Here is a 19247-nt window from a genome sequence, read left to right on the forward strand (position 1 = left end):
TCACATACTTATGTATGCTCCCCGAGATATCCTCGCTGACCGCCTACCTACAATACAAATTATTTAGAGATCACTCGTGATAGCTTTATTGAAGGCGTCGCGAAAAAATACTAATTTATGAGAATGAATTGGTATTGTGGGAAAGTAAAAACAAAAGCAAAGACAGAAGTGAGAACGGAAGCAAAAAAAGCACCTCCGAGGAGGTGCAAAGGCATTGGACAAATAGGATGAAGATGTCTAATTGAGGGTAACGCTAATGTCTACTGGCTCGATAGTGACTAAAAAATCGAGATTACCATTTCTTGTTTAATAAATGGTCAATACTGAATTTACCTGGGCCAGTGACCGCTAACAGAATATAGCCGCCTGCGATGGTCAGGTTTTTCATAAACATCAAACTGTTTGGATCAACGCTGAAATTCGTATGGAACAGCAGCGCGGTTAATGCAGTGAATAATGCGGTAAAAATTGCGGTTGTACGGGTTAATAGACCCAGTAAAATTGCAATTCCACCACCCAGCTCAAGTAAAATGGTCAGAGGCAGTAAAAAGCCCGGGACACCCATCGCTTGCATATATTGTTGAGTTCCTGCGTAGGCATCACCTAACTTGCCGTAGCCAGCAACAATAAACAGAATTGGCATCAAAATACGTGCTAATAAAATAGCTCCACTTTCTAAATTTTTCATTGAATCTCTCCAGATAAAACGGTCATTAAATTTTAACTAATTGCGATAATTATCGCGTTATAAGCTAAGTTTCAGCACGAAAGGGCTAGAAATCTTTGATGCGCTTATCTTATGGCTTAACTCATTCAATAAAAAGCTAAGCTTATTAACAAAGATAGACAAAAAAATTGAATGTGTTTAGTTAGGCGTGAAAAAGAGAGTAAATAGAGATAGTTAACTCTATCTAATTGACAAATAGTGACTATTTTTGTCTGGATGGGATAGGCTATTTCTGATTAATGCTATTTAAGCTGCTTTTTAGTGTGCGAATTAAACCCCATGTCGCAATCGCTTTTTTGCTTAATGAGATAAATCGATTGGGATGTCTTAGAGAGATAATCGAAATAAGCCCTGTCGCTGCGATAAATATTGGGCGGAATGTCATCAAGGTTTGCCATGCACGATCATAAGGGGCAGTGGCTTGTAACCAATCTTGTTTATTGGCCGATAACTCGGCTCGTTGCTGTTCAATATCAGCAACCAGCCTGAGTTTTTTTTCTGCGAGCAATTGGCGTTTACTTTTGCTCATCATCAACTCCCGTTAACGCTTGAGTATCTTTACGTAATTGTTCGCGAGTTGACCCTAACAGTGTCGATTGTTTGGCTTTTTTTAGCGTCCAAATAGCAAAGATAATCGCCAGTAACACCAAGGTGCCAGTGGTGATAGCTAAAGCTTGATAACGGTATATTGGATCCACGGACCAAAAAATCAACCCAATAAGACACATCAGACCAAATGCAGTAAATAGAAGTGTCAGCCCTGCTAATAATAATAAATGAACAAGGTTAAGTTTTTCTTCTTCGAGTTCAACCGCAATCAGTTGGATACGTGTCTCCACCATTTTCACGGTAAGACCCAATATTCTTTGCAGTGAATCTAGGACCCTTTTACCGGGTCCTTGACGTGGTGATGGCTGTTCCATAGTGACCAATTAACGTTTAGAGAGCAACATGCCAAGAACAACACCGACAGCGGCACCGATTCCGACACTCTTCCATGGGTTTTCGTGGACGTAGTTATCAGCCTGACCCGCAATTTCTTTTGTTTGCGCGGTGATTTTTTCGCTGGCTTGCCCTAATTTTGCTCTTGAAGAGGAAAGGGCTTCACGCGCTTTGGCCTTTAAGCCTTCAATTTCTTCTTTTGATTTATCTTGGGTAGTGTTAAGCATCGATTCTAGAGAATCTGCGAGTGATTTAAGTTCTGCACGTAGATCTTCGGATGAATGGTTAGATGACATAGTCGAATCTCCTATCAATAGAAAAAAGTTGCCGTAATAATACCTACAATAGCTTTTTTTGAATTAAGTGCAATCAGTAATTGAGAGAGTTGAAAAGGAAGGAGGCAGGAATAACAAAATTATTCCTGCATAAAATCCGAGAAGGTTATTTATTTACGAGAAAACTTTTTCTTAACCACAACTGCGATACTACCGACAAGACCCAATACTAATAAACAGACTGGAATTAGCATCAGGACATTCATGATTCGGTGTTCATATTGTTGGAAAATAGGACTTTTACCAAACCCATAACCAATAGCGGTTAAAATCAGTACCCATAATAGACCGCTTAACCAGTTGAATAGCTGAAAACGACCATTTTTTAAACCAGCAAGACCCGCGATGGTTGGGAGTAATGTTCTAACGAACGCTAAGAAGCGACCAATCAATAACGCAGCAAGCCCATGGCGGTGAAACAGACCATAGGCACGTTGATGGTAGTGCTCAGGAAGATGGTCTAACCATCCTTTAACTATTTTGGTATTACTTAGCCAGCGCCCCTGTATATAACCAATCCAACAGCCAATACTTGCACCAGCGGTTAAAATAACAATGGTTAAGGGGTAGCTTAACGTGCCTTTAGCGATTAATACGCCAACCAGAATCAGTAGGCTATCTCCCGGTAGAAAAGCTGCGGGTAAGACCCCGTTTTCTAATAGCAGGATAGCAAAAAGCATGAAGTAAATGGACCATATCAACGAGGGGTTAGATAAGGTTTCGTAATCTTGGTGCCAAAGGGCGAAAAAAAGTTCTCTAACTAATTCCATTAATGTTTCCTAAACGGCAATAACAGCAACAAACTTGTTGTTGGGCAGGGATAAATGGATTAAGTAAATGCCTGAATGAACGAGTTGTTTCTTCAGACTGTTAGTGTAAAACCCGACCACTTTAACAAAACAAAAAATAACTAAACAGCAAATTTTAAGCTTATTTTGAGGATCCATTTAATTTGAGGGGGATTCTTACAATTTACTCATCATTTGTTAAACCATTAAAGATAATCAAAATACGTGGATGCCACTATAGATAGTTAGAAATTCCCATAATTAGTCAGTTAATTTCCGTTTAGTTAATAAAAAATAGTATTAAATCATTGTTAGCTAATTATTGCATTTTAAGACTAATTACCTTATCGTATGCGCATAGCAAAGGGGAGTAACTTCTTCTGTCGGATTATCGTCATTACGGTACACACATTGTACCCGGTAACCGAGCACCACAAATTCCTAATCTTAGGTTATCTGTGTTGTAAGTGAGACCTTGCCAGAAGGCGAGGTTTGCTCATCGTTTACAACCAAAAGTGATAACTTGAGGGAAAAACATTTAAGCGGCTGATGTCTTCTGGATATCAGCCGTTTTTTTGCGTCATTTTTTTGTTTGGTAAGGGTATAAAATGAACTCTGTGGGTAATCCAATTTTGTGGGGCAGCTTCGCTGTCATGATCCTAGTTATGTTGCTGGTCGATATGTTTTGGCAAGGAAAACATAAAGGTCAGGCTATGTCGATGAAACAAGCGGCTGGCTGGAGCATCTTGTGGGTAACGTTATCGCTAATTTTTGCGGGTGGTTTGTGGTGGTATTTCAATGACACGGTTGGACGTGAATTTGCCGATACGCAAACTATGGCATTCTTAACAGGCTACCTGTTAGAAAAAGCGTTAGCGGTCGATAACGTGTTTGTTTGGTTAATGTTGTTTGGCTATTTTGCAATCCCAGCAAATTTACAGCGCCGCGTATTAGTTTACGGTGTACTTGGGGCTATCGTGCTGCGTACGATTATGATCTTCGCGGGTAGCTGGTTAGTGTCGCAATTTAGTTGGATCCTGTATGTCTTCGGTGCGTTCTTATTATTCACGGGTATAAAAATGGCGTTTGCCAAAGAAGATGATTCCCCGATCAATGATAAGCCACTGGTGAAATGGGTTCGCTCGCATCTGCGTATGACGGATGAGCTGCACGGTGAGAAATTTTTCATTAAACGCAATGGGGTATTGTTCGCGACTCCACTGATTTTAGTGTTAATTTTAGTGGAAATTAGTGACGTCATTTTTGCGGTAGACAGTATCCCAGCAATTTTTGCTGTCACCACTGACCCGTTCATTGTCTTAACGTCGAACTTATTTGCTATCTTAGGTCTGCGTGCAATGTACTTCTTATTAGCAGGTGTGGCTGAGAAGTTCTCGATGCTGAAATATGGTTTAGCCATTATTCTGACCTTTATCGGTGTGAAGATGCTGCTAATCGATATTTACCATATTCCAACAGCAATTTCGTTAAGCACCGTTGCTGCTATTCTGATTCTGACATTAGTGATTAATGCGATTGTGAATAAGCGCAACGAAGCAAAAAATCTGATAAACGAATAATGTTTTTGTGGTGAGTTTTGATATGAATTAACCACCTTGAACCTTAAAACACCCAATGAAACTCATTGGGTGTTTTATTTTTCATCATGGTTTTTGTGTTTTTCCGAAAAAAGTGCCCCACAAACTTTTAGGGTTCATGGAGGCATCCAACCGATAAGGGTCGTCTTTTTCTGTACGGCATTGCGCTTGAATCTCATCCGACCAAACGGGGCGCCGGCTGGTAAGGATGCCAATATAACGAGGAATGCTGAATAAAAATGCCAGTGGGGCAAGAAAAGGCAACAATAAAATGGGGGCGCCGTTATAGAGTGTCATCAGATAAAAAAAGCTAAACCCATAGCTTTCTTTTTTCTCAGCTATTGGCAAGCAAAAAGAGATACGCGATTGCATGCCTTCCGGACCTTCTTCCATATACCGACGTACAAATTCCCAATGGGCTTTTAAGGCGGGGATACTGTTATGGGATGCCGGTAAACAAAAGGTATCCACAATGGTCACGCCATCGTCGGCAAGGACATGGCCGCTAATGTAGCAATCACTGCCATGCATTGCGGCGGTGGTAAAAAAAACATCATCCCATCGCGCACTAAACACGGAACCATCATGACGATGCGCATGGACAAGTTGGTTTTTACGATCAAATCGGATTGGGTAATGTGTCCAAGCAAACCACTCTTTTTTTAATAAAAACAACATCCCGAATGCTGTAGGGATAAAAATAGCCCCTACAAATAAAAGTGCTAGCCATTCCTCTAATGAATATTGCTGATAGACAATAGTTGTTACTATCATTGAAAAATAACCAATAATCGTCATAAAAGCCCCTGCCGAGGCAATAAAGCTCAAATAGCCTTTTGACGAATAGTATTTATCTACCGTTTCTAAATAATGTGAGTTTATCTCAATCACTTTCAAGTCAGGCATTAATTGGTCAGTCTCAAAATCCAGCCGTACTTTTTGGTCTAATTGTGTGGTGCGTTCACGCTCATTCAATGGGCGATTGAGTTTAAAATGGGGGAATAATCCGTAAATATCCATATTTTTATCCTAGTGCGCGTTCAAAGGCGTCTATTTCCATGGCCGTGGTCGGGTAAATCTCTGGCCATTCACTTTGTGGGATATGCGCGGGCACTTGACGCCACAGGCATTGCTCTAACCATTTTTGGATCTTATTTTGTCCTTCGATGGCGATGTAAATCGCCGCCCCAATCATGATAAGCACCGCTAACAAGGTTAATACCGCAAACGCCGCCAGCACCTTCGAAAAAATAATGACAGTTAACCATATTCCTGATGCTCCAGATAAACTATAAGCAATAAAAAGACCAATATTTTTTTTCTTTCTTTCTTCATTTGCATGATAAATATCGAATGCCGCGGAGACTATCCCAGCAGCAATACCCGCGCCTTTACCAATCCCGATAAACAGATTCTTGTACGCCGTGGAGTTTCTAAACAGCACTTTTTCCGCAAGATTTTCAAACGTTGCAAAACGCTTCATGCCTTCTTCGACCACCCCAAACGACGCACTAACAATTCCAGCTAATCCGGCATAAAATCGGCTATGAGCTTCAACAACTTCTTCCGGCAAAGTCTTTTTATTCTCCAAATCTGCCGAATGGAACAGCGCGACGCTTTGAAGAATACCCGATACTATCCCCGCACCGATGACCATCCCAGATTTTCCCTTTCCGGATGTCATGCTGGCGCGCATCCGCGCAATGCTGGCAGACTCCGTTTCTGAGTGTAACTGCAACAACTGACTGAGGGCTTTTTCTTGATCTTTAGGAGCGAGAAGTTTAATTCTATCTAATTCACTGATATCAATGTCAATCCAATATTTTAATATTCGATTCTGCTCCATCGGTAATCCAGCGACCTTCAATCGTTCAAGTTTCTTGTATACATGCTTTCTAATTTCATTCTCATTTAATTCATGGTTATTATCACTAAGACGAACCAATGTATTCACGACATCTTTAACAAAGTGGCGATAGATGCCTTCTTTACGCACAGGGATAATGGCTTTATTACTGAAGGCTCCGAGAGCTGCCACAAAGCCGTACATTTTTTCTGAACTCATGGCTTTGTCGACTGTGTTCATTACCGCGCTGGCAAGATTTCCGAGATACACAGCCATGATATGTTGAGACGTAATTTGGTGGGGTTCAATTAATTTGGCAAACGCATCGGCTAATCCCGCCCAATTGAGTGACAGCATATCCACAGAGGATTGGGTTGCCTCGTTTATTTTTTTGATTAAGGCATCTTGGTTGAAAACCAATGCTCGCCCTAAAATATTGGTGGGGTCAGACAAACTTTTTAACAGTGAGCCTGAGAAATAGTCTAAACTGCCTTTTTTGTCCGACATTTTTATAATGCAATAGCTAACGGTGGCGGTATAGGCAATCCCACTAAGCAAATCCCGAGTATCAAAATGTTGCTGAAAATAATGCATTAATGTTGGTGACTGAAACCAATCTAAATACAATTGTATTCGTGGGCTGACAACACGGGTATTGTATTCTTCTAAAATGCTCTGAAAACGAAGATTGAATGCATCATAGACCTCAGTATTATAGTACTGCTCATATTCAGCCCAATTTGCCTGCGTTTTCGCCATGATTATATTTCGGCGATTCTGAATAAATACACTGTCTAATTCATCTTCCTCCAACTCTACGATACGACGCCCATACCCATAGGGATCTCGTTCGATACTCTTAATCAGAGCTGCCTCATCTAATATGGAGGTGATGTAATTTTCTTGAAATTGGTCTCTGATGCTGTTTTTGACACCTGAAATCGCACCAAGTAGCATGACTTGCCGCTTAATATCAGGGCGCTGATAAACATGTTTATCTAGCTCATATTCAATTAATGTAGGTAAATCATTCAAGATCCCAGTCGGGTCTTGTAAGACAAGGAGAGCCCCATTGGGATGCAGCTCCTGATTCGCTGTCGCCTCCACTTGTTGACCTGTAGCGATAGGTCTAAATTGCGAGGTGATGGGGTAAACTAAGGTTTTGAGTCCTTCAAGGAGGTCAAGCTGGGATATTAACAGTGACCATTTCCACATTTGGCTTTGTCGGACGTGCTGAGAATAATCTGCAACGGTTTGTTCCAAATGTGATAACGGTAATGCCTGTGCAGCCGACTGACTATTGAGCCACGTATCCATATCAAACGGCTGCATGTACTGTTCACGGTGATTTTGTTGTTCAAACTGTTTACGAATATTATCGGTCCATTTCACTTCCGACCAAGCAAACCAAAAAAGACCATTTTTCATGCCTTGAGGCATCACCGGCAAGGTAATCAACGACGCTTTGGCTAATTCTTCGGGCTGGTCAATGCACGGTTTGATTGTCCCGGTGGCAATGTCATCAGGTACATCACCACTTTCTGGCAAGGGATAGTAAAAGCCTCCAGCAGTGACAAAATAATTAATCCATCCATGTGCGTGTTCATCCCAAATATTAAGATACCCAGAACGCATGAGCCGCAATGTGTAGGCCGTTTCACCTTGAGCAGGAATGGGTACTTGAATCGAATCAGGCATAATAGGCAATACGTCGTGTTGTGACATAATGGCCGGGCGAACAGGTAAGATAGGCAACCCACGACGTTGACAAAAACTACATCCTTCGGGCTTAGCAGGCTGAGCCATACAATTTCTTCTCCTTGAAATATAAACAGTCAAATAACATTAAATTGATAAATTTTAGTTAAGTTAGCATTTATTGATAGCTGTCGCATGCTTTTCTTTAATAAAAAATATATTGAAGGAAGATTCCCAGATTTTTTATTTCATAATGCGAGTTCCTGAGAACTTAAATATCAAAACTCCTTCCAAGATTAACCAACTATAGTCGCTGTTATTTCTGTTTTATTCTTTATATGTCATAGTGATTCACTGCGCTTAACTCAATAAAAGGACGCTCTGTGCAATCAGTCATGCGGGTATTGCGGAAATTGTATAAATACGAAAATAGCCAATATGATGGGGAGCGGGCGGTTTCAGTTTATCCGTTGGACTCTTTATCTGATAAAGAACGCGACGTATTAGACGAGGTTCACTGGCAAGCCAATATCATTGAATCTTTTGCTGATCACCAAGATATTATTAATAAGCTGCACAGTTTAAAACAGGAAACGGCATTAACACGTCAACGTTGTTTGGATGCTTTTGTTGCGGGAGTGGGTGGTAGTTATCTGCGTGGGCGCTCTGTATTAGGGGCTTACCATAAACTGCATACGTTACCCGCCCATGCCTATATAGAAAAACCCCAATATGCCTGTTGTTGGGTTTGTAGTGACTATAATAAGCGTATTCATATCAATGACAGCTATTTCCAATACTGTTTATATTACGGAAATTCCTATACTGGAAATGCCACTTACGCTTATTTGAATCTCCGACATTTACTGACCGTTGAAGCGGTTGTGCCCACAGATGAAGACAAAAAAATTTTTAACCAACTGTTGGATTTATTACGCAATGCGCCTGAAGATGAAACGCCGGGAAAATTTGAGAAGCGCTTATCTCAAGCGAAATTGGTCAAAGGGGATAAATATACCCTACGAGGCATATTGCATTCACTGGCATTAATTGGCGTTATTCCGAATGCTTTCATTCCATTATCCCTCGATAGCTGGACTGATTTTGGCGATATTACCAGTGTAGAAAACCAACTTAGCAATACAAAAGGGCGTTCTGATATGGAAATGCCTTGGGCGGGTTGGAAAGGAAATTTGAAGGTAAATGAGGAAAAAGTCGCTGAATATTTTGGGGACTATTGACGAAAACGTTAAGTTTCTCTTCGCAATATTGAGCCTCATTGAGAAAAACACTCTAGCCATTCGCAGAGTGTTTTTTTATTTTAACCCTCTGAAAAATATCATTGATTTTGGATGAGTGCATTCCACTATAAGAAACAAAATTCTATTGCGATCACAGATATGTAAACTAAATGTTATCAATGCGCAATCATTGTGTATATTTTGAATAATAGCCTTTTCAGGCGATTAATATTCCTTATACTTGCTCAGCAAACACATTTAATTCCTAAAAAAGATAATCATAAAGGTCTATCATGGATACAAATAAAACAGGGTTATGGCGAGTGATTAGTCAGGGCAGTTTGGTCAAACAGATCCTTGTTGGCTTAATTGCGGGTATTTTACTTGCTTGGTTATGGCCATCCGCAGCGAAAAACGTCGGTCTGTTGGGTGACTTATTTGTCAGTGCGTTAAAAGCAGTGGCTCCAGTGTTGGTTTGGGTGCTGGTTATGGCATCGATTGCAAACCATCGCCAAGGGCAAAAAACCAGTATTCGTCCAATTTTAGTTCTGTATATTTTAGGGACTTTCTTTGCGGCTGTTGTTGCAGTTATCGGTTCATTTATGTTCCCCTCTAAGCTGATTTTAGCGGTGGGTGACACTCAACTGACTCCTCCGGGTAACATTGCTGAAGTCTTAAAAGGGTTATTGATTAATATCTTTGCAAACCCTGTAGATGCCCTGATCAAAGGTAACTATATTGGGATTTTGGCATGGGCTATCGGTCTGGGTATTGCATTACGCCATGCGAGCGACTCGACGAAAACCATGATCCAAGATTTTTCATTGAGTGTGACCCAGTTAGTTCGTGTCGTGATCCGCTTAGCACCATTAGGTATTTTCGGTTTAGTTTCCTCAACGATTGCGACAACCGGTTTCGAAACCTTAACAGGCTATTTCCACGTACTGGCTGTATTAATCGGCTGTATGCTGATCGTGGCGTTAGTGGTTAATCCACTGATTGTTTACTGGAAAATGAAACGTAACCCGTATCCACTGGTTTTTGCTTGCCTGCGTGAAAGCGGCGTCACTGCCTTCTTTACGCGTAGTTCTGCGGCAAATATTCCGGTGAATATGGGAATGTGCCGTCGGATGAATTTGCACGAAGATACTTACTCGGTATCAATCCCGCTGGGAGCTACCATCAACATGGGCGGTGCAGCGGTTACGATCACGGTATTAACGCTGGCGGCAGTTCACACATTGGGTATTCCGGTTGATATCCCAACGGCTCTGTTATTAAGCGTCGTGGCAGCCGTGTGCGCATGCGGTGCTTCCGGTGTGGCAGGTGGTTCATTACTGCTGATCCCACTGGCGTGTAACATGTTTGGTATCTCTAATGAAATCGCGATGCAGGTTGTTGCTGTCGGCGTGATGATTGGGGTACTGCAAGATTCAGCGGAAACTGCACTGAACTCTTCGACGGATGTGCTGTTTACTGCAGCGGTCTGTATTGCTGAAGATGACCGTTTAGCCAATGCGGATTCTGAGTTATCTCAGACTCAAGATTAAGCATTAAATAGCGAATAACAGACAAATAAAAACCCCGCCGACAATACTGCAAGCGGGGTTTTTTATTGGTATTTGATTAGAGCGAGTAGGCGATTTTCATGCCTTGTTCGATGGCTCGGCGAGCATCCAGCTCCGCAGCAATATCCGCACCACCAATCACATGGGGATGGATCCCTCGTTCTTCTAGTTGTTTCTGTAATGGGCGGTAAGGTTCCTGACCTGCACACAGAACCACATTATCAACGGGTAAACAGATATTTTCATCTTGATAACGAATGTGTAGCCCTTGATCGTCGACACGCATATATTCTACACCGTTAAACATTTTAACCCCGCGCTTCATCAGCGAAAGTCGATGAACCCAACCAGTCGTTTTTCCTAAGCCTGCACCTACTTTGCTATTTTTACGTTGCAATAAATAGAGATGACGAGGTGAAGGTTCGAGCTGTTTATTCGGTGGATAAATACCGCCATGGGTGGTAATCGAGGGGTCGATATTCCATTCCTGAATAAACTTATCATCATCCAAACTGCTGCTGATACCTTGTTGAGTTAATAGCTCGGCGACATCAAATCCGATGCCTCCCGCACCAATAATGGCGACATTCTTACCGACAGCATTAGGGTGATTCAGTGCCTCAATATAGGTGATAACTTTTGCATGGTTTGCCCCCGATAAACTGACGGATCGAGGGATCACGCCCGTGGCAATAATCACGTCATCAAACCCTGTAAGGCTATTAACGTCAGCGGCTTGCTCTAAGCGGACATCCACATTAAGTTTCTCGAGCTGGCGCGCAAAATAGCGAATGGTTTCGTAGAATTCTTCTTTACCGGGGATCTGCTTCGCCAGATTAAACTGCCCACCGATTTGATTAGCGCGCTCAAACAGTGTCACTTTATGCCCGCGTTTAGCCGCATAAATGGCGCAAGATAGCCCTGCAGGACCCGCGCCAACGATAGCCACATTTTTCTGACGAGCCGCCAATTCATTCGGATAATCCATCTCCCTTACCGCTTGGGGATTGACTAAACAACTGGCTAATTTGCCATTAAAAATTTGGTCAAGACAAGCTTGATTACAGCCAATACAGGTGTTGATTTCATCGGCTCTATTTTCTTGTGCTTTTAAGACAAATGCTTCATCGGCGAGGAATGGGCGTGCCATTGACACCATATCTGCCTGACCGCTAGCAATAATTTGTTCGGCAACAAACGGGTCATTGATACGGTTGGTGGTAATCAACGGAATGCTGACTCTCCCCATCAATTTTTCTGTTACCCAGCTAAATGCTTTGCGAGGAACTTGAGTCGCGATAGTCGGAACCCGCGCTTCATGCCAGCCAATCCCCGTATTAATCATGGTTGCTCCAGCTTTCTCGATCTCTTTGGCAAGATATTCGATTTCATCCCATGTGGAGCCGCCTTCGACAAGATCCAGCATCGATAAGCGATAAATAATAATAAAATTTTTACCCACAGCTTCACGGATTCGCCGAACAATTTCAATGGGAAGGCGAATACGATTTTGATAACTGCCTCCCCACTCATCGGTTCTGTGATTGGTGCGTAATGTTATAAATTGATTAATTAAATAACCTTCGGAGCCCATCACTTCGACCCCATCGTAGCCCGCTTGCTGGGCAAGCTTGGCTGTTTTGACGAAATCATCGATGGTTGTATGGATTTCATCCCCTGATAATTCCCGAGGAGGAAATGGGGTGATTTCAGACTTAATAGCACTCGGAGCCACTAATAATGGATGTAAACTATATCGCCCTGCGTGTAATATTTGTAAAGCGATTTTCCCGTCAGCTTGGTGAACGGCTTGGGTGATTTGCTGGTGAAAAGGCAGTTGTTCTTCATTATTTAATACTGCGCCATGAGGGGCTAATGCGCCTTCTGGATTAGGGGCGATCCCCCCAGTAATAATTAGGCTGACACCATTTTCAGCGCGTAATCGATAAAAGTGGGCTAAACGCTGGCTACCTTGTGGGTGTTCTTCTAAGCCTGTGTGCATTGAACCCATCAAAATACGGTTTTTCAGAACGGTATGCCCCAAATCAAGAGGGGTAAAAAGATGTGAAAAATTGCTCATAATGGCTCCCATTTGGGGCAGTTGATAACAGGTCAGATGAGTTAACTGTAGCGTACTGGCTGCGTGAATTGGGAATGATGTTAAGAAATTGTGATTTTTATCATATGTTTTACACAGAACGGCTAAATAACAACGAACGCAGATCCCATTTTATTTTTTTGTCATAAAAAAGGGTTACAACAATCGAAAGTCATTAAGTCGTCGTAATTCGATAGTAAGTGGATTCATATAATCTGTTCAATTCAGGAAACATGCCAATGAAAGAGATTTGCCAAGTTGTGACCTTAGAAGGCAAGCACGTTCGATTAGAGTTATTATCTCACCAGCATGACGCTGTTTTTACAGATATTATTGCTAGGGATAAGCTTCACCATTTATGGTATACCTCCGTACCTGAGCCAGAGAATTTAGCCAAAGACGTGGACACGCGTTTAGCTCGCTTTGCTAGCAAAGAAATGCTGCCATTCGCCATTATTGATCAACGTACCAATAAGGCGGTTGGAATGACGTCTTATATGCGCATTGACCACGGAGTTCGTCGAGTTGAAATTGGTGCCACATGGTATGGGGTTGAGGCGCAGCGTACCCCCATGAATACTGAAGCTAAGTACTTATTATTAAAGTATGCTTTTGAAGAACTTGAGTGCGTTGCTGTTGAGCTGAGAACGCATTTTTTAAACCATCAAAGCCGTAAAGCTATTGAACGTTTAGGCGCTAAGCTGGATGGGATCTTGCGCAATCATATGGTGACGCGTACAGGGGAGTTGCGTGATACTTGCGTATATAGCATCTTAAACAATGAATGGCCGGCAGTTCGTCGTCATATAGAATGGCTGATGACAAAACCGCGTTGAGATACAAAATAGCCCACAAAAGAGTGGGCTATTGTCTTTATAATTTATTTATAGATATTCGTGCATTGGTTTAGTCATATAGACGTTATTTGGCATTTTCTCTGTAGTGATATAGCCCGCAGGACTATTAATCAGTGCAGGGATGCGGTTAACCAAATTGGCACAGGTTAACTCTACCGTTGCAGGGTTATTCACTTCAATAGCAGTATCTGGCTCGCCGATTAACTGCCAGCTATTTTTATCACACTCATCCGCCGTTAAAATTTTACCGATACATTCGGTTTCCAAGGTGACACCTTCGGCTGTTTCCGTGATCACCACGGCTGACAGACCTAAAACATCCCCTTTCTTCACGGTCATTTTTAAGGTGTCCGAGTAAATATCTTCGTTAGCAATTTGCGGTACGCAACGTTGAGTTTGGCTAGTGATAGTTAAGCCTAAGCGGCTGCACAGCCAACCATTTTGAGTCCACATATACGGTGGTGCATATTCGCCGCTCTCAATTTTTTGAGAAATCACCTCATAAGGCAGGTCATTATAGTTGCCAATTTGCTGGTTAAACTCATCAACAGTCAGTCCGGCACCGTGACCGATGGCTAATGCAATCCCGTAATCTTCGACGTTATAGCAGCTAGAACCTTTAATTTTTACCAATTTATGCATTGAACCTGCGAGGGTATCGACAAGCACACCCCAAAACATATCTGGATAGCCGCTACCTGCTAAAGTACAGTCATGGGCTTTGGCCAGTTCATCGAGTTTTTGGGTAATTTCAGGGGAGGAGTTCCAAGGGTAGAGCGCTTCTTCGCCAGTGGAAATAGCATTCACGCCATGACGTGCAAATAGGGAGAATGCATCTTCTAAATCAGCCATGGTACTGAGGGTAGCGATAATCCCGACATCCGGTTTTAAAGCTTCTAGGGTCTTATCGGCTTCATGGAGTGGCTGAACTTTGACTCCGGTTGGTGCAGTACCCGCAATCTCACCAATATCTTTACCTATAACAGCTTCGTTGATATCAAAAGCCGCCACAACTTCAGCACCGTGTTCTTGTAGGTAACGGATGAGAAACTTACCCATCTTTCCACAACCATATTGAACTGCACGTACTTTTTTCATCATTATCGTCCTATGCTATTTATCTTTTAATCATCATGTTAGATATAGAGTATAAAATTATTGTTTTATATCAATCAATTGAACAAAGAATGCGAAATAAAAAAGAGAGTGATTAGTCGGGGGTAACGTTCGACTATTTGATATAGGTTAGTCATTAACTCAGACTTATCTACAAACTGTTATCTAATAAAGAATGGAAAGCTAGAATAAAATCCGAACATTGGGATGGGAATAATAATTTTTGATGATGCTAGAATGTTGAATTATAGAGAAACTCATCGCCTTGAACACAAATTCGCCATATAGTTTTGAAATACTAGACCTTCACTAAAACAGCACGTATAATCGCACCACTTTGGCCCCTTAGCTCAGTTGGTTAGAGCAGGCGACTCATAATCGCTTGGTCGCTGGTTCAAGTCCAGCAGGGGCCACCAAATTTTAGCTGTTAAATCAGCGCATTAAGCCACTTTGAAAAAAGTGGCTTTTTTGTGTCTAAAAAGCCAATGGCGACAAAATGGCTTCCCTCTGCCCATTTCCCATCAATTCAGACACTCCTCTTTAGATTAATCTAACCATAAAATTAACGTAAATGAGCCTCATTTTTGATTGTCAGTATCCTGTGTGATAGAGAAATATATTTTTAAGTCATTAAATAATTCTCATTAGATAAAAGTAATAATAATTTAATCTTTCTTCTTAGTTAATGATAATGATTCAAACAATTTAAATAAATTAATTTTTACTATTAGGAAATAAAAATAGGAATTTGACTATAATTTTAAAATAAATCATTACGCTATTTAGTAGTAATTGAAAATTATTGTATGAATTGAAATATTAAAATGTAACAAACTGAAAAGAAGTGATTTTTAATGTTTTGTCATTATATTAATGTTTTTGTGAATTAATGAAACATTATGTATAACTCATTGATTTTTATTGGTTGTTGATAATCGGAATGTGATTAAATGTATCAAGAAATAACTGCCTATTAAACTTAATACTATCAATAGGTGTATCTGCCTTTACAGCTTTTAAGTGTAATTATAATATTTATGCGAACCGAAGCTAAAGAACAAATAGATTCAATTAATAATCTTATCTATGTATTGTTCTTTCATTCCGAATTCTATATCTGAATCGTTAATTAATGACGATTTTATTGATTTATTTTTGCTTAATTTTTCATTTCTAAATATTACTTAATTAAGGAATTATCTTATGAAATTCAATAAAACTATTATGGCTATCGCAGCAACAAGTTTAATTAGCTTCAGCGCGTTCTCTGCGCCAGTGAACCACGGTAACGGTAAAGTCACTTTTACTGGTAGCATCATCAGCGCACCTTGTTCTATTGACCCTGCGTCTTTAGACCAAACAGTGGATTTAGGTCAAATTGCTGACGTTGTATTAAAAAATGGTGAAACTTCAGATGGCCAATCATCCCCAGTTATGTTCGATATCAAACTGATTGACTGTACTGTTGAAACAGGTGATACCGTGAACGTGACATTTTCAGGTGCAGCCGCTGAGAATAACGGTAATCCATTATTAGCGATTACAGGTACTGCGGGTGGTGCTGGTATCCAAATCGTCGATAGCAACAATGCTCCAATTGTATTAAATGAAAAAACTAAATCGACTCATAAACTGCAAGGTGTCACTAATACACTGCAATTTGCTGCTTACATTAAAGGTTTAGGAACATTAAAGGGCGCTTCTGATCCAGTAGAAATTATTCCTGGTGAATTCCAAGCAGTAACTGATTTTATTTTGACTTATAATTAATTCGCTTTAGAACAATATTTATAAAGATATCTATAGCGATAAGCTGAAGTAATGAATAAACTCATTACTTCAGCTTAGGAACTTTATTAAAATTTAAGGGCATAGCAATGATGAATAATAAAAATAAAATTATCAAATCTGTGTTTTTAAATATTAATATTTTTTAATCCCATGAAAAAACTACTCGTAATATTACTTATTTCACTTCAGTCATCAGTTTCTTTTGCTGAAGATGATGATATTGATTTTAATGTCAATATTTTGAATGCAGAAGATAGAGAAAACATAAATTTAGCTGTTTTTTCTAGAGATTTATATATTGTTCCCGGTATTTATCCATTTAAAATTTATATTAACAATGCTTTTTTACCGGAAGAAAAAATACAAATTTTTAGTCGAGATGAAAAGTCTGAGGCTTGTATAACCAATGAAATTGTTGAGAAGTTTAACTTAAATCCACAGGCATTAAATTCATTAAAATGGGAATCAATAGATGGATTAGAATGTCTAGATACATCTAGTCTATCAGGAATGAAAGTTAGACCTGAATTATCAAATAGCACGTTGAATATAAATATTCCCAAAAATTATCAGGAATATTCTGCGGATGACTGGGAGCCAGCATCACGCTGGGAAGATGGAATTAAAGGCCTTATTCTTGATTATAATTTAACCTCTCAATTTAATCGCAGCTTAGGTGATAATAAAGCGGGTGACACAGTTTATTTTTCAGGATTAGGTGTATTAGGCGCAAATTTGGGTAGTTGGCGTTTACGAGGACACTGGCAGGGCACTTATAATCATGTACAGCATAGCAATGCGGGAGACACCAAAGAATTTCAGTGGACCAGCATTTATGCCTATCGAGCGATTAGAAGCTTAAAGGCAAAATTAACGGTCGGCGAAGATTATCTGCAATCTAATTTATTTGATAATTTTAAATTTGCCGGAATTTCTTTGTACTCCGATGACAATATGTTGCCTCCTAGCTTGCGTTCTTACGCTCCAGAAGTCACGGGGTTTGCCGAAACAAATGCCATCGTTAAAATCAGCCAAGATGGTCGATTAATCTATGAAAGCTTAGTGCCCGCTGGTCCTTTTCGCATTCAAAATTTAAATAGCGGCATTACAGGAACTTTGCAGGTTAGAGTTGAAGAGAGTGATGGTCGAGTCTCTGAATTTGAAGTTGAAGCGACAAATGTTCCTTTTTTATCTCGACCGGGTTCTATTCGTTATAAAATGAGTGCGGGTAGACCAACAGATTTAAACCGTCATGTTAATGGTGATATTTTTGCCCAAAGTGAAGCATCATGGGGAATAACCAACGGCTGGTCTATTTTTGGTGGGGCGCTTAACAGTAGCAAATTTAATTCATTTGCGATGGGGGTTGGGCGTGATTTATTCCAGTTTGGCGCAGTTTCTTTTACCTTAAATCATTCAGTAGCGTCACTCTCAGAGGGTCCTACGCTCAAAGGTAAAGCATACAAGATTGATTATTATAAAAGTTTTCAGTCACACAGTAGTCAATTGCAGTTATCGGCGTATCGTTTTACGGATCGTGAATTTATGACGATGAGTGATTTCCTAGCCTATAATAATCATGAATCGATGTATGCCGGACATAATAAAAACCTATACACAGCCTCGGTGAGCAAAAATTTTACTGATTGGCGCTCATCCATGAATTTGAGCTACAACCATCAGACTTACTGGAATAGACCCAACAGCCATCGGTATAACATGACATTTTCCAAGTATTTCGATACGAAAATGTTTAACAACGTTGGATTATCCATCAACGTATTTAGCAGTAAGATGCAGAGTTTCCGAGATAATGGCGTTTATGTCAGCGTATCTGTGCCATTGACAAGTGGAACGAATATCAGCGCTTCGACGTACAATGGTAGAAATGATAATACCAACAAGCTCACTGCCAATACCCGAATTGACGATAGAAATAATGTATCACTCAGCGTTGGTAATAACAGGCACAGTGCCTTACTCAGTGGATATTACAGCCACAAAGGAAACAATTCTGACTTTAATTCTAGCTTCAACTATATGAGTAATAGCTCGATGAGTCTGTCATCGACACTGCAAGGTGGAATGACATTAACAGGCTATGGGGCTGGATTTCATCCAATTACCGCACTTGGTGGAACCCGCATTTTTGTTGATACCAACGGCGTTAAAGATGTACCTGTAAAATATAATGGAACCACATTGCGCTCGAACAGTTTTGGTAAAGCCATCGTTCCAGATTTAACTAGCTACTATAAAACGAATTTAGCAATAGACATTAATAAACTACCTAAAAATGTTGAAGTGGCGGATTCCATTGCTCAATCAACGTTAACAGAAGGCGCAATAGGGTACCGAAATTTTGATGTTATTTACGGTAAGAAATTAATGGTTTTATTGAGATTAAAAGATGGGAGTTATCCTCCTTTCGCATCTGATATTAAAAATAATGACGGTAAGGTGACGGGAATTGTTGGAGACCAAGGCGAAGCCTATATTGGGGGAATTAGACCGGGTGAAACTATGAATGTTACTTGGCAAGGTTCTGAATGTGTTATTACATTCCCTAAAGATATTGAATCGCACGATGTTTTCGACAAATTGCTCTTACCCTGCAATTAATAAAATATATTAAAAAGAAG

The 19247-nt window shown here is 40.4% G+C and carries 15 protein-coding genes and 1 tRNA gene; 7 read left to right on the forward strand and 9 right to left on the reverse strand.

Features of this window, described 5'->3' with window-relative positions:
* Positions 1-292: 292 nt before the first annotated feature.
* The 5 genes from PR761_RS12175 to PR761_RS12195 all read right to left on the reverse strand — a co-directional run bounded on the left by PR761_RS12175 (position 293) and on the right by PR761_RS12195 (position 2774).
* Positions 293-688, reverse strand: a complete 396-nt coding sequence (locus tag PR761_RS12175; protein ID WP_006814182.1) for a DoxX family protein — start codon at positions 686-688, stop codon at positions 293-295.
* A gap of 265 nt (positions 689-953) precedes the next feature.
* The gene (locus PR761_RS12180; RefSeq protein WP_039854741.1) at positions 954-1256 is read right to left on the reverse strand and encodes a YqjK-like family protein; all 303 of its coding nucleotides are present in this window, start codon (positions 1254-1256) and stop codon (positions 954-956) included.
* Positions 1243-1650 (reverse strand): phage holin family protein, encoded by a 408-nt coding sequence (locus PR761_RS12185; protein WP_006814180.1) that lies wholly within the window; start codon positions 1648-1650, stop codon positions 1243-1245. Before PR761_RS12185 ends, PR761_RS12180 begins: the two co-directional genes overlap by 14 nt.
* Positions 1651-1659: 9 nt before the next feature.
* Entirely contained in the window at positions 1660-1965 is a 306-nt protein-coding gene (locus tag PR761_RS12190) for a DUF883 family protein (protein ID WP_006814179.1), read from the reverse strand.
* A gap of 149 nt (positions 1966-2114) precedes the next feature.
* Positions 2115-2774, reverse strand: coding sequence for a DedA family protein (locus PR761_RS12195; protein ID WP_006814178.1), 660 nt, complete (start codon positions 2772-2774; stop codon positions 2115-2117).
* Positions 2775-3400: 626 nt separating this feature from the next.
* Here PR761_RS12195 and PR761_RS12200 point away from each other — a divergent pair.
* The gene (locus PR761_RS12200) at positions 3401-4372 is read left to right on the forward strand and encodes a TerC family protein (RefSeq protein ID WP_006814176.1); all 972 of its coding nucleotides are present in this window, start codon (positions 3401-3403) and stop codon (positions 4370-4372) included.
* Between the two features lie 84 nt (positions 4373-4456).
* Here the strand turns inward: PR761_RS12200 and PR761_RS12205 are convergent, their stop codons facing one another.
* Both PR761_RS12205 and PR761_RS12210 read right to left on the reverse strand, forming a co-directional pair.
* Entirely contained in the window at positions 4457-5410 is a 954-nt protein-coding gene (locus PR761_RS12205) for a DUF6708 domain-containing protein (RefSeq protein ID WP_230083568.1), read from the reverse strand.
* A gap of 4 nt (positions 5411-5414) precedes the next feature.
* Positions 5415-8042 (reverse strand): T6SS effector BTH_I2691 family protein, encoded by a 2628-nt coding sequence (locus tag PR761_RS12210; RefSeq protein WP_154610924.1) that lies wholly within the window; start codon positions 8040-8042, stop codon positions 5415-5417.
* Between the two features lie 275 nt (positions 8043-8317).
* Between PR761_RS12210 and PR761_RS12215 the strand changes: the two genes are divergently transcribed.
* On the forward strand, positions 8318-9175 hold the full coding sequence (locus PR761_RS12215; protein WP_248696628.1) for a hypothetical protein: 858 nt from the start codon (positions 8318-8320) through the stop codon (positions 9173-9175).
* Between the two features lie 293 nt (positions 9176-9468).
* A complete protein-coding gene (sstT, locus tag PR761_RS12220) occupies positions 9469-10725 on the forward strand; it encodes a serine/threonine transporter SstT (RefSeq protein ID WP_006814168.1) in 1257 nt (418 codons plus the stop codon).
* Between the two features lie 76 nt (positions 10726-10801).
* Here the strand turns inward: sstT and PR761_RS12225 are convergent, their stop codons facing one another.
* On the reverse strand, positions 10802-12823 hold the full coding sequence (locus PR761_RS12225; protein ID WP_039854737.1) for an NADPH-dependent 2,4-dienoyl-CoA reductase: 2022 nt from the start codon (positions 12821-12823) through the stop codon (positions 10802-10804).
* Positions 12824-13080: 257 nt separating this feature from the next.
* Between PR761_RS12225 and PR761_RS12230 the strand changes: the two genes are divergently transcribed.
* Positions 13081-13677, forward strand: coding sequence for a GNAT family N-acetyltransferase (locus PR761_RS12230; protein WP_115164683.1), 597 nt, complete (start codon positions 13081-13083; stop codon positions 13675-13677).
* Positions 13678-13725: 48 nt separating this feature from the next.
* Here the strand turns inward: PR761_RS12230 and PR761_RS12235 are convergent, their stop codons facing one another.
* Positions 13726-14799: an NAD(P)H-dependent amine dehydrogenase family protein gene (locus PR761_RS12235; protein WP_112837346.1), complete on the reverse strand. Its 1074-nt coding sequence runs from the start codon at positions 14797-14799 to the stop codon at positions 13726-13728.
* 354 nt (positions 14800-15153) lie between these two features.
* Here PR761_RS12235 and PR761_RS12240 point away from each other — a divergent pair.
* The 3 genes from PR761_RS12240 (at position 15154) to PR761_RS12250 (ending at position 19227) form a co-directional block, all read left to right on the forward strand.
* Positions 15154-15230 (forward strand) — tRNA-Ile (locus tag PR761_RS12240).
* 787 nt (positions 15231-16017) lie between these two features.
* Positions 16018-16584: a fimbrial protein gene (locus PR761_RS12245; protein WP_006814164.1), complete on the forward strand. Its 567-nt coding sequence runs from the start codon at positions 16018-16020 to the stop codon at positions 16582-16584.
* 171 nt (positions 16585-16755) lie between these two features.
* Positions 16756-19227, forward strand: coding sequence for a fimbria/pilus outer membrane usher protein (locus PR761_RS12250; RefSeq protein WP_039854948.1), 2472 nt, complete (start codon positions 16756-16758; stop codon positions 19225-19227).
* Positions 19228-19247: the final 20 nt, after the last annotated feature.

The organism is Providencia sp. PROV210, assembly GCF_028479445.1.
Classification (GTDB): Bacteria; Pseudomonadota; Gammaproteobacteria; order Enterobacterales; family Enterobacteriaceae; genus Providencia; species Providencia rustigianii.

Excerpts from the sequence above, each read along its gene's own strand:
- PR761_RS12175 (WP_006814182.1), bottom strand. The coding sequence starts at position 688 with ATGAAAAATTTAGAAAGTGGAGCTATTTTATTAGCACGTATTTTGATG.
- PR761_RS12180 (WP_039854741.1), bottom strand. The coding sequence starts at position 1,256 with ATGAGCAAAAGTAAACGCCAATTGCTCGCAGAAAAAAAACTCAGGCTG.
- PR761_RS12185 (WP_006814180.1), bottom strand. The coding sequence starts at position 1,650 with ATGGAACAGCCATCACCACGTCAAGGACCCGGTAAAAGGGTCCTAGAT.
- PR761_RS12190 (WP_006814179.1), bottom strand. The coding sequence starts at position 1,965 with ATGTCATCTAACCATTCATCCGAAGATCTACGTGCAGAACTTAAATCA.
- PR761_RS12195 (WP_006814178.1), bottom strand. The coding sequence starts at position 2,774 with ATGGAATTAGTTAGAGAACTTTTTTTCGCCCTTTGGCACCAAGATTAC.
- PR761_RS12200 (WP_006814176.1), top strand. The coding sequence starts at position 3,401 with ATGAACTCTGTGGGTAATCCAATTTTGTGGGGCAGCTTCGCTGTCATG.
- PR761_RS12205 (WP_230083568.1), bottom strand. The coding sequence starts at position 5,410 with ATGGATATTTACGGATTATTCCCCCATTTTAAACTCAATCGCCCATTG.
- PR761_RS12210 (WP_154610924.1), bottom strand. The coding sequence starts at position 8,042 with ATGGCTCAGCCTGCTAAGCCCGAAGGATGTAGTTTTTGTCAACGTCGT.
- sstT (WP_006814168.1), top strand. The coding sequence starts at position 9,469 with ATGGATACAAATAAAACAGGGTTATGGCGAGTGATTAGTCAGGGCAGT.
- PR761_RS12225 (WP_039854737.1), bottom strand. The coding sequence starts at position 12,823 with ATGAGCAATTTTTCACATCTTTTTACCCCTCTTGATTTGGGGCATACC.
- PR761_RS12230 (WP_115164683.1), top strand. The coding sequence starts at position 13,081 with ATGAAAGAGATTTGCCAAGTTGTGACCTTAGAAGGCAAGCACGTTCGA.
- PR761_RS12235 (WP_112837346.1), bottom strand. The coding sequence starts at position 14,799 with ATGATGAAAAAAGTACGTGCAGTTCAATATGGTTGTGGAAAGATGGGT.
- PR761_RS12245 (WP_006814164.1), top strand. The coding sequence starts at position 16,018 with ATGAAATTCAATAAAACTATTATGGCTATCGCAGCAACAAGTTTAATT.
- PR761_RS12250 (WP_039854948.1), top strand. The coding sequence starts at position 16,756 with ATGAAAAAACTACTCGTAATATTACTTATTTCACTTCAGTCATCAGTT.